This is a genomic window from Streptomyces sp. R-74717 (assembly GCF_047305335.1).
GTDB lineage: Bacteria > Actinomycetota > Actinomycetes > Streptomycetales > Streptomycetaceae > Streptomyces > Streptomyces atratus.
In genome coordinates this window covers 3,615,874-3,631,803 of the sequence record NZ_CP102361.1, presented here as the reverse complement: position 1 = coordinate 3,631,803, position 15,930 = coordinate 3,615,874, and the positions used below count along the sequence as shown (strand labels likewise).

Below are 15,930 nucleotides of genomic sequence, written 5' to 3'. Positions count from 1 at the left end.
CTGGGCGCACTCCGTCCGCAGGCGCGACAGTTTCAGTGTTCCGGTCATCCTTCTCCATGTGCCGACCGGTTGTGTGCACTCGCTCCCGTTGCTGCCTGCACGGAAATTCCCTCCGTTCTTTTCTTCAGGCAGTACTCCGAGAGGTCACCTTCCGATGCGTCAACCGTCCGTCATATCGCGCCGCGTGGCAGCGGCCGCCGCAGTACTCGTCGTGGCTGCGGGTGCCGCGGCCTGCGGGCCCCAGGACAGCAAGGACAGCGACGGCAATTCCGGCGCAGCGGGCACGCCCGAGAAGGGCGGCACGCTCACCGTCCTCAACAGCAAGCCGCAGGAGGACTTCGACCCCGCCCGGCTCTACACCTCCGGCGGCGGCAACGTCCCGTCCCTCGTCTTCCGTACGCTCACCACCCGCAACCGGGAGGACGGCGCGGCCGGCGCGAAGGTCGTCCCCGACCTGGCGACCGACCTGGGCAGGCCCAGCAAGAACGCCACCGTGTGGACGTACACCCTCAAGGACGGCCTGAAGTACGAGGACGGCACCGCGATCACGAGTGCCGATATCAAGTACGGCATCGAGCGCTCCTTCGCCGCCGAGCTCTCCGGCGGCGCGCCCTACCTGCGCGACTGGCTGATCGGCGGGGCCGACTACCAGGGCCCGTACAAGGACAAGAAGGGCCTCGACTCGATCGAGACGCCCGACGCGAAGACGATCGTCTTCCACCTCAACAAGCCGGAGGGTGAATTCCCCTTCCTGGCCACGCAGACCCAGACGACCCCCGTGCCGAAGGCCAAGGACAAGGGCACCAAGTACGAGGAGCACCCGGTCTCCTCGGGGCCGTACAAGGTCGTCAAGAACGAGGGCGACGGCGAGCGCCTCGTCCTGGAGCGCAACCCGCACTGGTCGGCCGCGACCGACGAGGAGCGCAAGGCCTACCCCGACCGGATCGACGTGCGCTCCGGGCTCGACTCCGCCGTCATCAACCAGCGCCTCTCCGCATCGCAGGGTGCCGACGCGGCCGCCGTCACCACCGACACCAACCTGGGCCCGGCCGAGCTCGCCAAGGTCACCGGCGACAAGAAGCTCGCCGCCCGCGTCGGCACCGGCCACTTCGGCTACACCAACTACATCGCCTTCAACCCGAAGGTGAAGCCGTTCGACAACCCGAAGGTGCGCCAGGCGATCTCGTACGCCGTCGACCGCTCCTCCGTGGTCAACGCAGCCGGCGGTTCCTCGCTCGCCGAGCCCGCCACCACCTTCCTCCCCGACCAGAAGGCCTTCGGTCACACCCCGTACGACCACTTCCCGGCCGGGGAGTCCGGCAACGCCGCCAAGGCCAAGGAACTGCTGAAGGAGGCCGGCTACCCCAAGGGGCTGACCGTCACCCTCACGCACTCCAACGACAAGGACTTCGCCACCAGCCCGGAGATCGCCACCGCGCTCCAGGAGGCGCTGAAGAAGGCCGGCATCACCGTCAAGCTCCAGGGCCTGGAGAGCAACGACTACTCCGACACGGTCTACAACGTGAAGAGCGAGCCCGGCTTCTTCCTCGGCGGCTGGGGCGCCGACTGGCCGTCCGGCGGTCCGTTCTTCGCACCGATCTTCGACGGACGCCAGATCGTCAAGGCCGGGTACAACTTCAACTCCGCCCAGTTGAACGACCCCGCGGTCAACAAGGAGATCGACGAGATCAACAAGCTGACCGACCTGAGCGCCGCCGCGAAGCGCTGGGGCGCGCTCGACGAGAAGGTCGGTGAGCAGGCACTGACCGTGCCGCTGTTCCACCCGGTCTACAAGCGCCTGTACGGCGAGTCCATCAAGAACGTCGTGATCAGCGACTGGACCGGTGTGCTCGACATCTCGCAGGTCGCGGTCAAGTAACCATGGCCGAAGCCCTACTGGCCGAGGAGGCGGGGGCCGTCAAGGCCCCCGCCTCCGGGGCCCATCCGTTCTGGCGGAGGCTGCGCGCCCGGCGCGCAGCCCTCGTGGCGGCCGTCGTCGTCGCCCTGCTGGTCCTGATCGCGCTCGCCGCACCGCTGCTCGCGGGCATCGAGGGCCAGGACCCCACCACGTACCACCCGGATCTCGTCGACTCCGCCACCGGCGGGGTACCGCTCGGCTCCTTCGGCGGGATCAGCGCCGAGCACTGGCTCGGCGTCGAACCGCTCACCGGACGCGATCTGTTCGCACGCGTCGTCCACGGGGCACGGGTCTCGCTCGGCGTCGCGCTCGCCGCCACCCTGCTCCAGGTGGTCATCGGGGTCGGCGTCGGCCTCGCGGCCGGGCTCGGCAACCGCTTCGTCGACCAGGCACTCAGCCGGGTCACCGACGTCGTGGTCGCGCTGCCCGTCATGGTGATCGCGCTCGGCGCGCTCGCCGTCGTCCCCACGAGCTTCCCGCGCCCGGTCCTGATCGCCGTGATCATCGGCCTGGTCGGCTGGTCCGGCATCTCGAAGATCGTGCGCGCCCAGACGCTCGCGCTGAAATCGCTCGACCATGTCTCCGCCGCCCGGCTCAGCGGCTGGGGCTCCTGGCAGATCGCCAAGCGCGAACTGCTGCCCGCACTGGCCGCGCCCGTCATCACGTACGCCGTGCTGCTCTTCCCGGCCGACATCGTCGTCGAAGCGGCCCTGTCCTTCCTCGGCGTCGGCATCAAGCCGCCCACACCCTCCTGGGGGCAGATGCTCAGCGACGCCGACACCTGGTACCAGGCGGCGCCCACCTATCTGCTGATCCCCGCCCTGCTGCTCTTCGTCACCGTGCTGGCGCTGACCGTCCTCGGCGAGGGCGTACGCACCGCACTCGACCCACGCGCCGAATCCCGGCTGCGGATCGGCACCGGCCGGAAGAAGGAGGCCGACGCATGAGGTGGTTCCTGCTCAGGCGCCTCGGCGGGGCGCTCTTCGTGCTGCTCGCGCTCAGCATCGTCGTCTACGCGGCCTTCTACGTCGCCCCCGGCAACGTCGCACAGATCGCCTGCGGTCCGCGCTGCTCGCCCGCGCAGGTGGCACAGGTCAGCGAACAACTGCACCTGGGCGACCCGTTGTACATGCAGTACGCGCATTTCCTCCAGGGGCTCCTCGTCGGCCGCGACTACTCGACCGGAACCGGGGTGCTGCACTGCCAGGCGCCCTGCCTGGGGCTCTCGTACCAGAGCGACCAGCAGGTCACCGAGCTGATCCTGGCCAAGCTCCCGGCGACCGCCTCGCTCGCCGTCGGCGCCTTCGTGCTGTGGATGCTGCTCGGTGTCGGCACCGGGCTGCTGTCGGTGTGGCGGCGCGGCCGGCTGACCGAGCGCATCCTCACCGGGATCACTCTGGCCGGCATGGCCACACCGGTCTTCGTCATCGGTCTGCTGCTGATCATCATCCTGGTCACGGCGCTCCAGATCCTGCCGTTCCCGGACTATGTGCCCCTCACCGAGAACCCCGAGCAGTGGGCCTGGAACCTGCTGCTGCCCTGGATCTCGCTGGCGCTGGTGTCCGCGGCCCCGTACGCCCGGATGACCCGGGCCTCGATGCTGGAGACCCTGGCCGAGGACCATGTGCGCACCTTCAGGGCGTACGGGGTCAGCGAACGGGCGCTCGTGGGGCGGCATGCGCTGCGCGGTGCGCTGGCGCCGGTGATCGCGCTCGGCGCACTGGACATCGGCTCGATGTTCGGCGGCGCCGTACTCACCGAATCCCTCTTCGGGATTCCGGGGGTCGGCCGGGAACTCGTCGACGCCGTGAAGCACGTGGACCTTCCGGTGGTCGTCGGTCTGGTGCTCGTCACCGGATTCTTCGTCGTCCTTGCCAATGCCGTCGCGGACATTCTGCAGGCGATGGCCGACCGACGGGTGGTGCTGGCATGAGCCTGGTCGAAGTCTCCGATCTCTCGATCTCGTTCGGCGACGTACGCGCGGTGGAGAAACTGTCGTTCTCGCTGGAGGCCGGCGGCGCACTCGGCGTCGTCGGTGAGTCCGGCTCCGGCAAGAGCGCGTCGGCGTACGCCCTGCTCGGACTGCACCGGGGGACCGGGGCCAGGGTCGGCGGCTCGATCCGCGTCGCCGGGGTGGACGTGACCGCGGCGGACGACGCGGAACTACGTGCCCTGCGGGGCGCGAAGGCGGCGATGGTCTTCCAGGACCCGCTGTCCTCGCTGGACCCGTACTACGCGGTGGGCGACCAGATCGCCCAGGTGTACCGGGTCCACAACCGCGCCTCCCGGCGGGTGGCGCGGGCCCGGGCCGTCGAGGTACTGGACCGGGTCGGGATTCCCGACGCGGTACGGCGCTCCCGGTCCCGGCCGCACGAGTTCTCCGGCGGGATGCGGCAACGGGCACTGATCGCGATGGCCCTGGCCTGCGAACCCCAGTTGCTGATCGCCGACGAGCCGACGACCGCCCTGGACGTCACCGTCCAGGCCCAGATCCTGGACCTGCTGCACAATCTGCGGCGGGAGACGGGCATGGGGTTGCTGCTGGTCACGCATGACGTGGGCGTGGCGGCCGAATCGGTCGACGAGGTACTGGTCATGCAGTCGGGGCGGGCGGTGGAACGGGGGCCGGTGGGCGAGGTGCTCGTGGCGCCGCGCGAGCAGTACACGCAGGCGCTGCTGGCGGCGGTGCCGCGCATTTTGGCCCGCCCGGCGGCCTCGGACGAGAAGCCGGCCGCGGACGAGGGCGAGGCATCCGTCGATGGTGAGGAACTCGTCGGGAGCGAGCCGCTCGTCGAAGCCGTCGACGTCCGGCAGGTGTTCGGCAGGGGCAAGTCCGCCCTCGCCGCCGTCGACCGTGTCTCCCTCACAGTCCGGCGCGGCGAAACCCTCGGCATCGTCGGCGAGAGCGGCAGCGGAAAGACCACCCTCGGGCGGATGCTCGTCGGACTGCTGGAGCCCACCTCCGGGCGGCTCACCCGTCGGGCCCGGGTGCAGATGGTCTTCCAGGACCCCGTCTCCTCCCTCAACCCGCGCCGCTCGATCGGCGAATCGGTCGCCGACCCGCTGCGGGCTTCCGGGGAGCGCGACGAGGTCGTGATCCGGGCCCGGGTACGGGATCTGCTGAAGCGGGTCGGGCTCGATCCCAAGCAGTACGACCGCTACCCGCACGAGTTCAGCGGCGGACAGCGCCAGCGCGTCGGGATCGCACGGGCGCTGGCCGCCGAGCCGGAACTGATCGTCTGCGACGAGGCCGTCTCCGCACTCGATGTGACGACCCAGGCCCAGGTGACCGCCCTACTGGCACAGTTGCAGCGGGAGCTGGGGCTCGCCCTGGTCTTCATCGCGCACGACCTCGCCGTCGTACGGCAGGTCAGCGACCGGGTCGCCGTCATGCGACGGGGCCGGATCGTCGAGGAGGGGGAGGCGGACCAGGTGTACGGAGATCCCCGGGACCCGTACACCAAGCAGCTCCTGGCGGCCGTTCCCGCGCTCGATCCGGCGCTCGCGGCAGTGCGCCGCGCAGCCCGCAAGGAACTGGCCGCTGCCTGACCCTGCGTGACCGCTGGCTCCCATAGCGCGACAGAACGCTATCGGGGTGGGAAAGTTACGACGGTTCACCCCTTTCGGTGGCGCGACGGACAACCGTCCGTCGCGCCACCGGCGTATCCCCTTACGGTCGTCCCGCTGTGAGTCGCCGTTCCGACGGCGGCCGACCACAAGGGAGATCGGGGGTGTGCTCGTGCGGATCGGACTCCTCACCGACGGTGGTTATCCGTATGCGACCGGTGAGTCCAGACTCTGGTGCGACCGTCTGGTGCGCGGACTCTCGCAGCACGAGTTCGATCTCTTCGCGCTCAGCCGCTCCGCCGAACAGGAAGCGCAGGGCTGGGTCCAGCTTCCGGCACAGGTCAGCCGGGTGCGGACGGCGTCGCTGTGGACGGCCGACGAGGACGTTCTGGGCACCCACGCCTCCAAGGGGCTGCTCGCCCGGATGGTGACGGGCGGGGGCGGACGCTCGTACGGGCGGCGCGAACGACGGCGCTTCACGGCGTACTTCACGGCGCTCGCGACCTCTGTCTGCACGGCGGGTGCGACAAGCGGCGAGGACGCCGCCACAGGCGCGAGCGGGGGAGCGGGTTTCGGCGAACGGAGCGAGGACGGGCGTACAGGGCGTACGGCCGCCGGCGTCGCGGACGCGCAGTTCACGGACGGCCTGTACGGACTGGCCGAACTGGCCCGCGAACACGGGGGGCTCCCAGCGGCGCTCCGCTCCGAAACCGCCGTACGCGTGCTCGAAGCCGCCTGCCGGGCCCCGGGCACCGGGCGCACCGTCCAGACCGCCACCGTCCCCGACTTCCTCGCCCTCGCCCGGGAGCTCGACCGGGTACTGCGCCCGCTCTCCCTCGACTGGTACGACGAGGAGAGTCTCGACGCGGTCGACCTCTGCCACGCCACATCCGGTGGTGTCGCGGCGCTGCCGGGGCTGCTGGCCAAACGCTTCTTCGGGGTACCGCTGCTGGTCACCGAGCACGGCGTGCAACTGCGGGCGCACTACCTCGCAGCGACCGAAACCCCCCTGAGTGCGCCGGTACGCGCCCTGCTCGCCAACTTCCACGGACGGCTCGCCACCGAGGTGTACCGGCAGGCCGCGATCGTCACCCCCGGCAACACCCACGCCCGCCGCTGGCAGGAACGGTGCGGTGCCGAGCGCGAGAAGCTGCGCACAGTCCACCCCGGCATGGAGTCCGGCCGGTTCACGGCCCTGGGGGAGAGCGGCGACAGCGGTCCCGACGACACGCTGGTCTGGGTCGGCCGGATCGAGCCCGCCAAGGACCTGATCGCGCTGCTGCACGCCTTCGCGGAGGTGCGGAAGGCCGAACCGGACGCCCGGCTGCGGATCATCGGCGCTCCGGCGCAGGGCTCGGAAGGCGCCACCTATCTCGCGCACTGCCGGGCGCTCGCCGCCCAGCTGTTCCCCGACGAGGCCACGGACGCACACGCCGTCGGCGACAACCCGGTCTCCTTCGAGGACATCGGCGGAGCCGAGGTGCCGGATCTGTCGGAGGCCTATGCGGCGGGCGGGGTCGTCGTCCTCTCCAGCGTTGTCGAAGGCTTCCCGATCAGCCTCGTCGAGGCGATGTTCTGCGGACGGGCCACGGTGTCGACGGACGTCGGCGCGGTGGTCGAAGTCATCGGCGGTACCGGACTCGTGGTGCCCCCGCGCAATCCCAGGGCGCTCGCCGACGCCTGCCTCGCACTGCTGCGCGACCCCGAGCGCCGCGCGCGGCTAGGAGCGGCGGCGCGCGCCCGCGCGCTCGAACTCTTCACTGTCGAACAGAACCTCGCGGCATTTCGCGGCATCTACCTGGAGCTGATCTCGCACGCCCCGGTGCGCAGGGAGGCCGACACGGTGAACGCCGACGGCGAACCGCGCCCGTTCGCCACTCCGCCCGAGGCACACGTTCAGGGCCCGTGGACGGCCTCGGGCCCCGCCCCGGCAGGCGCGGCCGACCGCACACCCCGCTGGGCCGCCGAGCCCAGGACCGTCTGCGCGGGAGCGCGGGGAGCGGGTGGCGGCGATGTGTGAACAGCAACAAGGGACGGCCGGGCCGGGCCGCAGCGGCGGGCCGGGACGGTCCGACGCAGTCGGCGACGATCACGGAGGAATCACCATGGGCGGCCCGACCGAGGTGTCCGACGCACCCGCCACACCGACCACCGGCGGAAGCTGGGACCTCCGCTCGCAGGCGCTCGTCTCCGAGCCCCTCGTCGCCGAGATCTCGGAGCCGGTGTGGGGCCCGTCGAACCCGGACCCGGCAGCGGCGGCAGCTGCGGTCGAGCCCGTGGGCGTGCCGGACGATGCTGCTCGGAACGAGGCTTCTCGGGGCGTCGAGGCCGGTTACGCATCGGCCGAGGCCGGTCCCTTTACGGCTCCGGACGCCGAGCCCGCCTCCGCACCGAAAACCACGGAGAGAACGGCCACGCAGAAGGCGGCCCCTGAGGAAGCGGCCACAGATGAAGCGGCCACGGAGAAAGCCCCCGCAGAGAACACCGCCGCAGAGCAGGTTCCCGCAGAGCAGACCTCCGCAGAGAGGGCCGCGACTCCCCGCGCCCCCGAGATCGCGCGCGCCGCTCCGGCGCGCAAGCTCAACGCCTCGCGCCGCGGTCCCGCCGACCCTGTGAAATCGCTGATGCACCGCCACCGCGAGCTGTGCGAGCGGGCCGTCGATCCGCTGGAGATCGCCGCCGGGCTCGAAGCCCATGGCGTCACCGACCGCGCCGCCGCCCGCTACCGGCACCGCGATGTCTTCTCGCTCGCCGAGGAACTCTTCGCCCGGGTACCCGCCGTGGCGGGGGAGCCCGCAACAGCGCTCCCCGCGCCGGAGCGCGACACCGAGACGCGCGCCGCCTGGTCGCTCCGCGCACTGGTGCCGGGCGCGGCCTGCATCGCGACCGCCGGCGCACTGAGGCTCACCGAGGGGGTGCTCGGAGGCCAGGGACGGCTTGCGATCGCCCTCACCGGAGCGCTCGTCGGCATCGTCGGACTCGCCCTCAGCCTGCGCAGCGGCCCCCTGCACGCCGAAGACCGGTCCTCGGGCACCGCCCATGTGTACGGCTGCTGGCTCCTCGGCTATGTCCTGTACGGCGAAGCGCTGCTCGACCAGGTACTCAGCGGCGGCCCCGAAGGCCCCTGGACGCTCACTCCCGCACCGCTGCTGGGGCTGGCCCTCTCCGTCGCCCCGGCCGCTTGGTGCGCGCACCTCTTCTCCGTACACGCACACCGCAAACTCATCGGCAGCCGCGCACTGGAGGAGTTCGCCGCAGGTGTGCGCCCCCTGCTGTTCGGAGCCGTCGCACTCCACCTGTGCGTCCTCGCCGTGCTGCTCTACGTCGCGCATCTGGGGTACGGGGGCGGCGGTGCCTTCGTGGGGGCGGCCGCGCTCGGTGTGCTGCTCCTGCTGGCCAGGCTGCTGACCGTGCACGGCTTTCCCGAACCCGCCGCCGTCGGACTCGCCTCCGCCTGTGCCCTCGAAGCGCTGGCACCCGCCCTGGTCCTGGCCGGGCGGCTGCCCGGTCTGCACTTCCTCGCCCGTCCCGTCGACGCCCTTGTCATGGCGGCCGGCACCGGAGCCGTACCCGCCGTCGCCTGTGGCGCAGCCGCGCTCGGGCTGCTGATCACCGCCACCGTCGCCCTCTCCCGGGCATCCGCCCACACCGCACCCGGCGACGAAACCCGCACCACCGCGTAACCCGCGTGACCGAAGCCGCACCACCGCTCCGCCCCCATGTACGAACCACCGGCACGCCCCCCGCGGAGCCGACGCCGCGGGTCCTTCCCCGTACCGCACCACACTTCCTCAAGGAGACACCGGACATGACCCCCCAATCCCCCGCACCGGCAGCCCGCCGTCGGCACCGAGGGGGTGCGCGATGAGGGTGCTGCTGCTCGGCGCCAACGGATTCCTCGGCCGGTTCGTGGCCGACCGCCTCCTCGCCGACCCCGCCGTGCACCTCACGGCGCTCGGCCGCGGCGACGACGCCGACGTACGGTTCGACCTCGCCGGCGGCAGCCCCGGCGCGCTGACCCGCTTTCTGGATGCCGTCCACCCAGGGGTCGTCGTCAACTGCGCGGGCGCCACCCGCGGCGGGGCCCGCGATCTGACCCGCCACAACACCGTCGCCGTCGCCACCGTCTGCGAGGCAATGCGACGCAGCGGCTGTACGGCCCGTCTCGTCCAGGTCGGCTGTTCGTCGGAGTACGGGCCCTCGCAGCCGGGCTCATCGACCGCGGAGGACGCAATTCCGCGCCCCGGTGGCCCGTACGGCGTCAGCAAGCTCGCAGCCACCGAACTCGTCCTCGGCTCCGGCCTCGACGCGGTCGTGCTGCGGGTCTTCTCCCCGGTCGGTCCCGGCACCCCGGCCGGTTCCCCGCTCGGCAGGCTCGCCGAGGCGATGCGCCGGGCCATGCAGTCCGGCGACGGCGAGCTGAAGCTCAGCGGCCTCGGCGTGCAGCGCGACTTCGTCGACGTACGCGATGTCGCGCGCGCCGTGCACGCCGCCTCGCTCTCCGCCGCGCAGGGCGTCGTCAACATCGGCACCGGCCGCGCCGTGCGGCTCCGGGACGCGGCCGCCGTGCTCGCCAGGGTCGCCGGATACGCGGGCGCACTCCACGAACTCGACGCGCCCCCGCCCCGGCTGCCCATCGGCGCCCCGCGCACCTCCACCGAGTCGGTCATCGAGCACCTCTCGGCGGCCCCCTCCCCCTACCCGGACGGCTGCGGGGCCTGGCAGCAGGCCGACGTCCGCACCGCCAGGGACCGGCTCGGCTGGCGCCCCCGGATCAATCTGGAGGAGTCCCTCGCCGACATCTGGATGGAGGCGGCGTGCCGTATCTGACCCCCACCGAGACCGCCCGCCGGACCAGCGGCGCCGAACAACTCGGCTTCGGCGTTCCCGGTTACGCGCATCCGCTGCTCGCCCCCACCGAATGGGCCGAGCTCACCCGCCCCGGCACCCCGCTGCACTGGGCGGTCCTCAACATCGACAACGGCCCCGGCACCCGCCCCGATCCGCACTGTCTGGAGGCCGCGGGCCGGCTCCGCAACGCGCGGGAGCGGGCCGTGCACGGCGAAGCCCCGCAGGACTCCATTCGGGCGGCGGGCGGCCGGCTGCTCGGCCACCTCGATCTGGCCTTCGGCAGCCGCCCCTTCGGCGAGCTGATCGCCGACGCGCAGTCCTTCCTCGACTGGTACCGCGTCGACGGCTTCCATCTCGGCCGGTGCCCGGCCGGGCGTGCCGACCTCGCGGCGGTCCGCCGTCTCACCAGCACACTCGCCACGCTTCTCGAACACGGCGACCACGGGGAGGAGCGCGGGCTGCTGGTGCTGGGACTGGGCACCCATCCGCATCCGGGCTATGCCGAGGCCGCCGACCAACTGGTCACCTTCTCCGGACCGTGGACCGACTACCGCTGGTCGCAGGTGGCGGAGTGGACCGCCGCCTATCCGCCGGAGCGGTTCGCGCACTTCGTCCACGGCGTTCCGCGTACCCACCTCGAAGAGGCCGTGCGCATCGCCCGCTGGCAGGGCGCGGGCACGATTTTCTTCACGGACCGGGACAACCAACACGGACGAACAGACCCATTCGCGGCGCTGCCCAGGTACTGGGACGAAATCGTCTCGCGGATCGGACCTGGTATCTCGGAATGAGAAGGGGCGTGGCAGTGTTACGGCAAGAACAACCGTACGTAGATGAAGTACGTAGAAACCGACCACCTGCATTGTTGAGGTTCCTGTGTCGCTGCCACCCCTGGTCGAGCCAGCTGCTGAGCTCACCGTCGACGAGGTCCGCAGGTACTCCCGCCACCTGATCATCCCGGATGTCGGGATGGACGGACAGAAGCGGCTGAAGAACGCAAAGGTGCTCTGTGTCGGCGCCGGCGGTCTCGGTTCGCCGGCCCTGATGTACCTGGCCGCCGCAGGTGTCGGCACGCTCGGCATCGTGGAGTTCGACGAGGTCGACGAGTCGAACCTGCAGCGCCAGATCATCCACAGCCAGGCCGACATCGGCCGCTCCAAGGCCGAATCCGCCAAGGACTCGGTGCTGGGCATCAACCCGTACGTGAATGTGGTCCTTCACGAGGAGCGGCTCGAAGCCGACAACGTGATGGACATCTTCGCCCAGTACGACCTGATCGTGGACGGCACGGACAACTTCGCCACCCGCTATCTGGTCAACGACGCAGCCGTACTGCTGAACAAGCCGTACATCTGGGGCTCGATCTACCGGTTCGACGGCCAGGCGTCCGTCTTCTGGTCCGAGCACGGCCCTTGCTACCGCTGCCTCTACCCGGAGCCACCCCCGCCGGGCATGGTCCCCTCCTGCGCCGAGGGCGGCGTGCTCGGAGTGCTCTGCGCCTCGGTCGGCTCCATCCAGGTCACGGAGGCCATCAAGCTGCTCGCCGGTATCGGCGACCCGCTGGTCGGCCGGCTGATGATCTACGACGCCCTGGAGATGCAGTACCGCCAGGTCAAGGTCCGCAAGGACCCCGACTGCGCGGTCTGCGGCGAGAACCCGACCGTCACCGAGCTCATCGACTACGAGGCCTTCTGCGGCGTCGTGTCCGAGGAGGCCCAGGAGGCGGCGCTCGGCTCCACGATCACTCCCAAGCAGCTCAAGGAGTGGATCGACGCGGACGAGAAGATCGAGATCATCGACGTCCGTGAGCCGAACGAGTTCGAGATCGTCTCGATCCCCGGCGCCCGGCTGATCCCGAAGAACGAGTTCCTGATGGGCAACGCCCTCCAGGGCCTCCCGCAGGACAAGCGCATCGTCCTGCACTGCAAGACCGGTGTCCGCAGCGCCGAGGTCCTCGCGGTCCTCAAGTCGGCGGGCTTCGCCGACGCGGTGCACGTGGGCGGCGGCGTGATCGGCTGGGTCAACCAGATCGAGCCCGAGAAGCCGGTGTACTAAGACCGACCGGCAAATGGGGGGCGGCGCTCAGCACGCCGAAGGGGCCGGTCCGCGCGCTGCGGACCGGCCCCTTCGGCATGCACACGTCCCGCGTCACGAGCAGGTCTTGCCGTCCGCCGGGACCTTCCCGTCGAGGAAGTAAGCGTTCACGGTCGACGTCACACACGTGCTCTCGCCGTACGCGCCGTGCCCCTCACCCTTGTTGGTGAGCATGATGCCGACGCCCTTGCCCAGCTCGTCCGCCATCTTCTGCGCACCTTCGTAGGGCGTCGCCGGGTCACCGGTCGTACCGACCACCAGGATCGGGCCGGCGCCCGGAGCGCTCGTCTCCGGGTTGTCGTGCTCACCCTTCACCGGCCACTCGGCACACCAGCCGGCCGTGTCCCACGCCAGGAACGGGCCGAACACCGGGGACAGCTTCCGGAACTCGGGGAGCATGGCCCTGGCCTCGGCCGCCGTCGGCCGGAGCTTGCTGTCCGCGCAGGAGATGGCGCGCTGCGAGTGGTTCTGGGTGTCGTAGTGCCCCTTCTCGTCACGGCCGTTGTACGCGTCGGCCAGCTGGAGCAGCATGTTGCCGGTGCCGCTCTTCTCGGCTTCGTCCAGCGCCTGGGTCAGATACGGCCAGTTGCTCTTGGAGTAGAGCGGCATGACGATGCCGGTGATGGCCAGCGACTCGTTGAGCTCGCGGCCCGAGGTGGTCGGCAGCGGCTTCTTGTCGATCCGCTCCAGCAGCCGGGCGATGTGCTGCGTCCCGGCCTTCGGGTCCTGGCCGCGGTCCTTGAGGTAGTTCTCCAGCGCCCGCTGGAAGCCGGTCGCCTGGTTGCGGGCGTGCCCGATCGTGTCCGCGGTCGGGTCGACGACGGCGTCCAGGACGGTCCGGCCGACGTTCTTGGGGAAGAGGTGTGCGTAGGTGCCGCCGAGCTCCGTGCCGTACGACATGCCGAAGTAGGTGAGTTTCTTGTCGCCGAGCACCTCACGGATCAGGTCCATGTCCCGGGCGGCGTTCGTCGTACCGACGTACGGCAGGACCTTGCCGGAACGGCGTGCGCAGCCGGCGCCGAAGTCCGCGCCGTCCTTCATGAACGCCGCCTCCTCCGCCGCCGTGTCCGGAGTCATGTCGACCTTCCGGTTGGCATCCTCCGTCTCCTTGTCGGTACGGCAGTTCACTCCTGCGCTGCCCGTGACCCCGCGCGGGTCGAAGCTCACCAGGTCGTAGCGGTCGTTGAGCTTCTTGTACGAGCCGGCGGCGCGCGGCAGTATCGAGACGCCCGAGCCGCCCGGGCCGCCGAAGTTGAACAGCATCGCGCCGAGGCGCCGGCCTTCGTCCCGGGCCTTCTTGCGGATCAACGCGATCCCGATGGTGTCGCCGTCCGGCTTCGCGTAGTCCAGCGGCACCTTGACCGTCGCGCACAGCCAGTCGCCACCGGGTGCGCTGCCGCCCGCGGGGGCCTTGCAACTGTTCCAGTCCGGCCGCTGGGAGGTGAGGGTGGCGGGCAGCTCGGGCATGCCGGGCTGCCCGCTCGGCGTGGACGACCGGCCGGGCGAGGGCGCCGCACCGCGGTCCGTCCTGTCGGCCGGCTTGTCGTCCGTACCCGCGTCACAGCCCGCGAGCAGCCCCGTCAGCAGAAGTGCGGCGCCCGCCAGAGCCCCGGCGCGTGCGTGTCCGACCACGTGTACGTCCCTCCCCGATGTGCCTGTACATACGACGTACAGAAAGTGCGCCCATGCTAGGTCCTGTTGTCGAACTGCCGTCTGCCGTGGGGGCGGCGACGGCAGTTCGACGACAGGACCCGGGCCGTTCGAGACGGTGAATTATTTGCAGACCGTCCCGGCCGCCGGAACCTTGCCGTTCAGCAGATAGTCGCCCACGACCTTCTGCACACAGGCGTTGCCGCTGTTGTACGCGCCGTGCCCCTGGCCCTCGTACGTCATCTGCACACCGACGCCCTTGCCCAGCGCGTCGGCCATTGCCTTCGCCCCCTTGTACGGGGTCGCCGGGTCGCCGGTGTTGCCGATGACGAGGATGGGGGCAGCACCCGGGGCGCTGACGTCCGGGGTCTCCCAGACGCCCGCCACCGGCCAGCCGGTGCAGGCCATCAGACCCCAGCCCAGATAGTCACCGAAGACCGGCGAGGCGGACTGGAACTCCGGGAGCTTCGCCATGGTCTGGTCCGCGGTGAACCGCTGCTTGGAGTCGGCGCAGTTGATGGCGGTGTTGGCGGCCATCGAATTGTCGTAGCGCCCGTCGGTCTCACGGCCGTTCAGCGAGTCCGCGAGAGCGAGGAGCAGCGCGCCGTTCCCGCCGTCGGCCTCGTCCACTCCCTGCTCCAGCAACGGCCAGGTCTCCTTGGAGTAGAGGGAGGCCGCGATGCCGGTGATGGCCAGGGACTCCGTCAGCTGCCGGGATCCGATCCCCGGGATCGGCTTCTTCTCCAGCCGGGTGAGAAGGCCGGAGATCCCCTGCTCGACCTCCTTCCCGGTGGAACCGGGGAGCTTGCAGGCACCGCCGCGGTTCACGCAGTCCTTGGCGAAGTTGTCCAGCGCGAGCTGGAACCCCTTGGCCTGGCCGAGCGAGGACTGCTCGGAGTCCAGGGTCGGGTCGACCACCCCGTCCAGCACCGACCTGCCGACGTTCTTCGGGAACAAGTTGGCGTAGACGCCGCCCAGTTCGGTGCCGTACGAGATGCCGAAGTAGTACAGCTTCTTGTCTCCGAGCACCTGACGCATCAGATCCATGTCGCGGGCGGCGTTGGTGGTGCCGACGTAGGGGAGCTCCTTGCCGGAGTTCTTCTTGCAGGCCAACGCGAACGTCTTGATGTCCTTGACGAAGGCATTCACCTCGGCGCTGTCGTCCGGAGTGACATCGGTCTCGTAGCGGGCGTCGAGCTGCCGGTCGGTCTCGCACTCCACGCCCGCACTGCGGCCGACCCCGCGCGGGTCGAAGCTGACCAGGTCGTAACCGGCGCGGAGCTTGTCGTAGTCGGTGCCGAAGGCGGGCAGGGTGGCGACGCCGGAAGCGCCGGGGCCGCCGAAGTTGAAGATGAGGGAGCCGATCCGCTTGTCCGGATTCTTGGCCCTGGCCCGGATGAGTGCCAGCTCGATCGTCTCGCCGCCCGGATTCGCGTAGTCGAGCGGGACCTTCATGAAGGAACACTCCCAGGGGGTGCCGCCGGGCAGGGGCGACGGGGTGTTTCCGCCGCCCTGTGCGGGGGACGGTGCGGGGCAGGGCTTCCACGTCAGCTTCTGGGAGGCGAGCTGGCCGGAGCTGCTCGCCTCGGCGGCATTCGCCGGAACCGGAGAGCGCGGCGGCCCGTCCGGGTCGTCCTTGGTGCCGCTCTCCGAGCAGGCGGTGATGGGAAGGAGCACGGTGACGGCGGCGGCGAGAGCGGCGGCACGCAGGGCGGAGGTCCTCATGGCCCCATCGTGCGGCGGGAACCGGACCCGTGCACGAGGCACCGGTCCAAGCGGGTGGCCGGGGCGCCCTCCGGTAGCCCGACCGGCCCTACGGACAGGCGCGCTACGGCTGAGGAACCGTCAGC

The 15,930-nt window shown here is 70.7% G+C and carries 11 protein-coding genes; 9 read left to right on the top strand and 2 right to left on the bottom strand.

Translation table 11 applies throughout. From position 1 onward, the window contains the following. Window positions 1-154 precede the first annotated feature (154 nt). The 9 genes from NRF20_RS16245 (at window position 155) to moeZ (ending at window position 12,391) form a co-directional block, all read left to right on the top strand. Window positions 155-1,879 (top strand): ABC transporter substrate-binding protein, encoded by a 1,725-nt coding sequence (locus NRF20_RS16245; protein ID WP_398632337.1) that lies wholly within the window; start codon window positions 155-157, stop codon window positions 1,877-1,879. Between the two features lie 2 nt (window positions 1,880-1,881). Next, entirely contained in the window at window positions 1,882-2,865 is a 984-nt protein-coding gene (locus tag NRF20_RS16240) for an ABC transporter permease (protein ID WP_413752794.1), read from the top strand. Continuing rightward, on the top strand, window positions 2,862-3,851 hold the full coding sequence (locus NRF20_RS16235; protein ID WP_266358154.1) for an ABC transporter permease: 990 nt from the start codon (window positions 2,862-2,864) through the stop codon (window positions 3,849-3,851). Before NRF20_RS16240 ends, NRF20_RS16235 begins: the two co-directional genes overlap by 4 nt. Beyond that, window positions 3,848-5,467 (top strand): dipeptide ABC transporter ATP-binding protein, encoded by a 1,620-nt coding sequence (locus tag NRF20_RS16230; protein ID WP_413752793.1) that lies wholly within the window; start codon window positions 3,848-3,850, stop codon window positions 5,465-5,467. The genes NRF20_RS16235 and NRF20_RS16230 overlap by 4 nt, the downstream gene beginning before the upstream one ends. Before the next feature lie 190 nt (window positions 5,468-5,657). Next, complete coding sequence (locus tag NRF20_RS16225) at window positions 5,658-7,505, top strand: DUF3492 domain-containing protein (protein WP_398631211.1); 1,848 nt, start codon at window positions 5,658-5,660, stop codon at window positions 7,503-7,505. A gap of 604 nt (window positions 7,506-8,109) precedes the next feature. Beyond that, window positions 8,110-9,168 carry a hypothetical protein gene (locus NRF20_RS16220; protein WP_398631210.1) on the top strand — a complete coding sequence of 353 codons (1,059 nt, stop codon included), beginning with the start codon at window positions 8,110-8,112 and terminating at the stop codon, window positions 9,166-9,168. Between the two features lie 181 nt (window positions 9,169-9,349). Then, window positions 9,350-10,315, top strand: coding sequence for an NAD-dependent epimerase/dehydratase family protein (locus NRF20_RS16215; RefSeq protein WP_398631201.1), 966 nt, complete (start codon window positions 9,350-9,352; stop codon window positions 10,313-10,315). After that, window positions 10,303-11,127: a spherulation-specific family 4 protein gene (locus tag NRF20_RS16210; RefSeq protein WP_398631200.1), complete on the top strand. Its 825-nt coding sequence runs from the start codon at window positions 10,303-10,305 to the stop codon at window positions 11,125-11,127. Before NRF20_RS16215 ends, NRF20_RS16210 begins: the two co-directional genes overlap by 13 nt. Before the next feature lie 85 nt (window positions 11,128-11,212). Beyond that, entirely contained in the window at window positions 11,213-12,391 is a 1,179-nt protein-coding gene (gene moeZ, locus NRF20_RS16205; protein ID WP_093897483.1) for an adenylyltransferase/sulfurtransferase MoeZ, read from the top strand. A 93-nt stretch (window positions 12,392-12,484) separates the two neighbouring features. On the opposite strand, the gene NRF20_RS16200 is transcribed toward moeZ, so the two are convergent. Together NRF20_RS16200 and NRF20_RS16195 are read right to left on the bottom strand one after the other, a co-directional pair. Continuing rightward, entirely contained in the window at window positions 12,485-14,062 is a 1,578-nt protein-coding gene (locus tag NRF20_RS16200; RefSeq protein WP_398631199.1) for an alpha/beta hydrolase, read from the bottom strand. Between the two features lie 141 nt (window positions 14,063-14,203). After that, the gene (locus tag NRF20_RS16195; protein ID WP_398631198.1) at window positions 14,204-15,805 is read right to left on the bottom strand and encodes an alpha/beta hydrolase; all 1,602 of its coding nucleotides are present in this window, start codon (window positions 15,803-15,805) and stop codon (window positions 14,204-14,206) included. Between the last annotated feature and the right edge of the window lie 125 nt (window positions 15,806-15,930).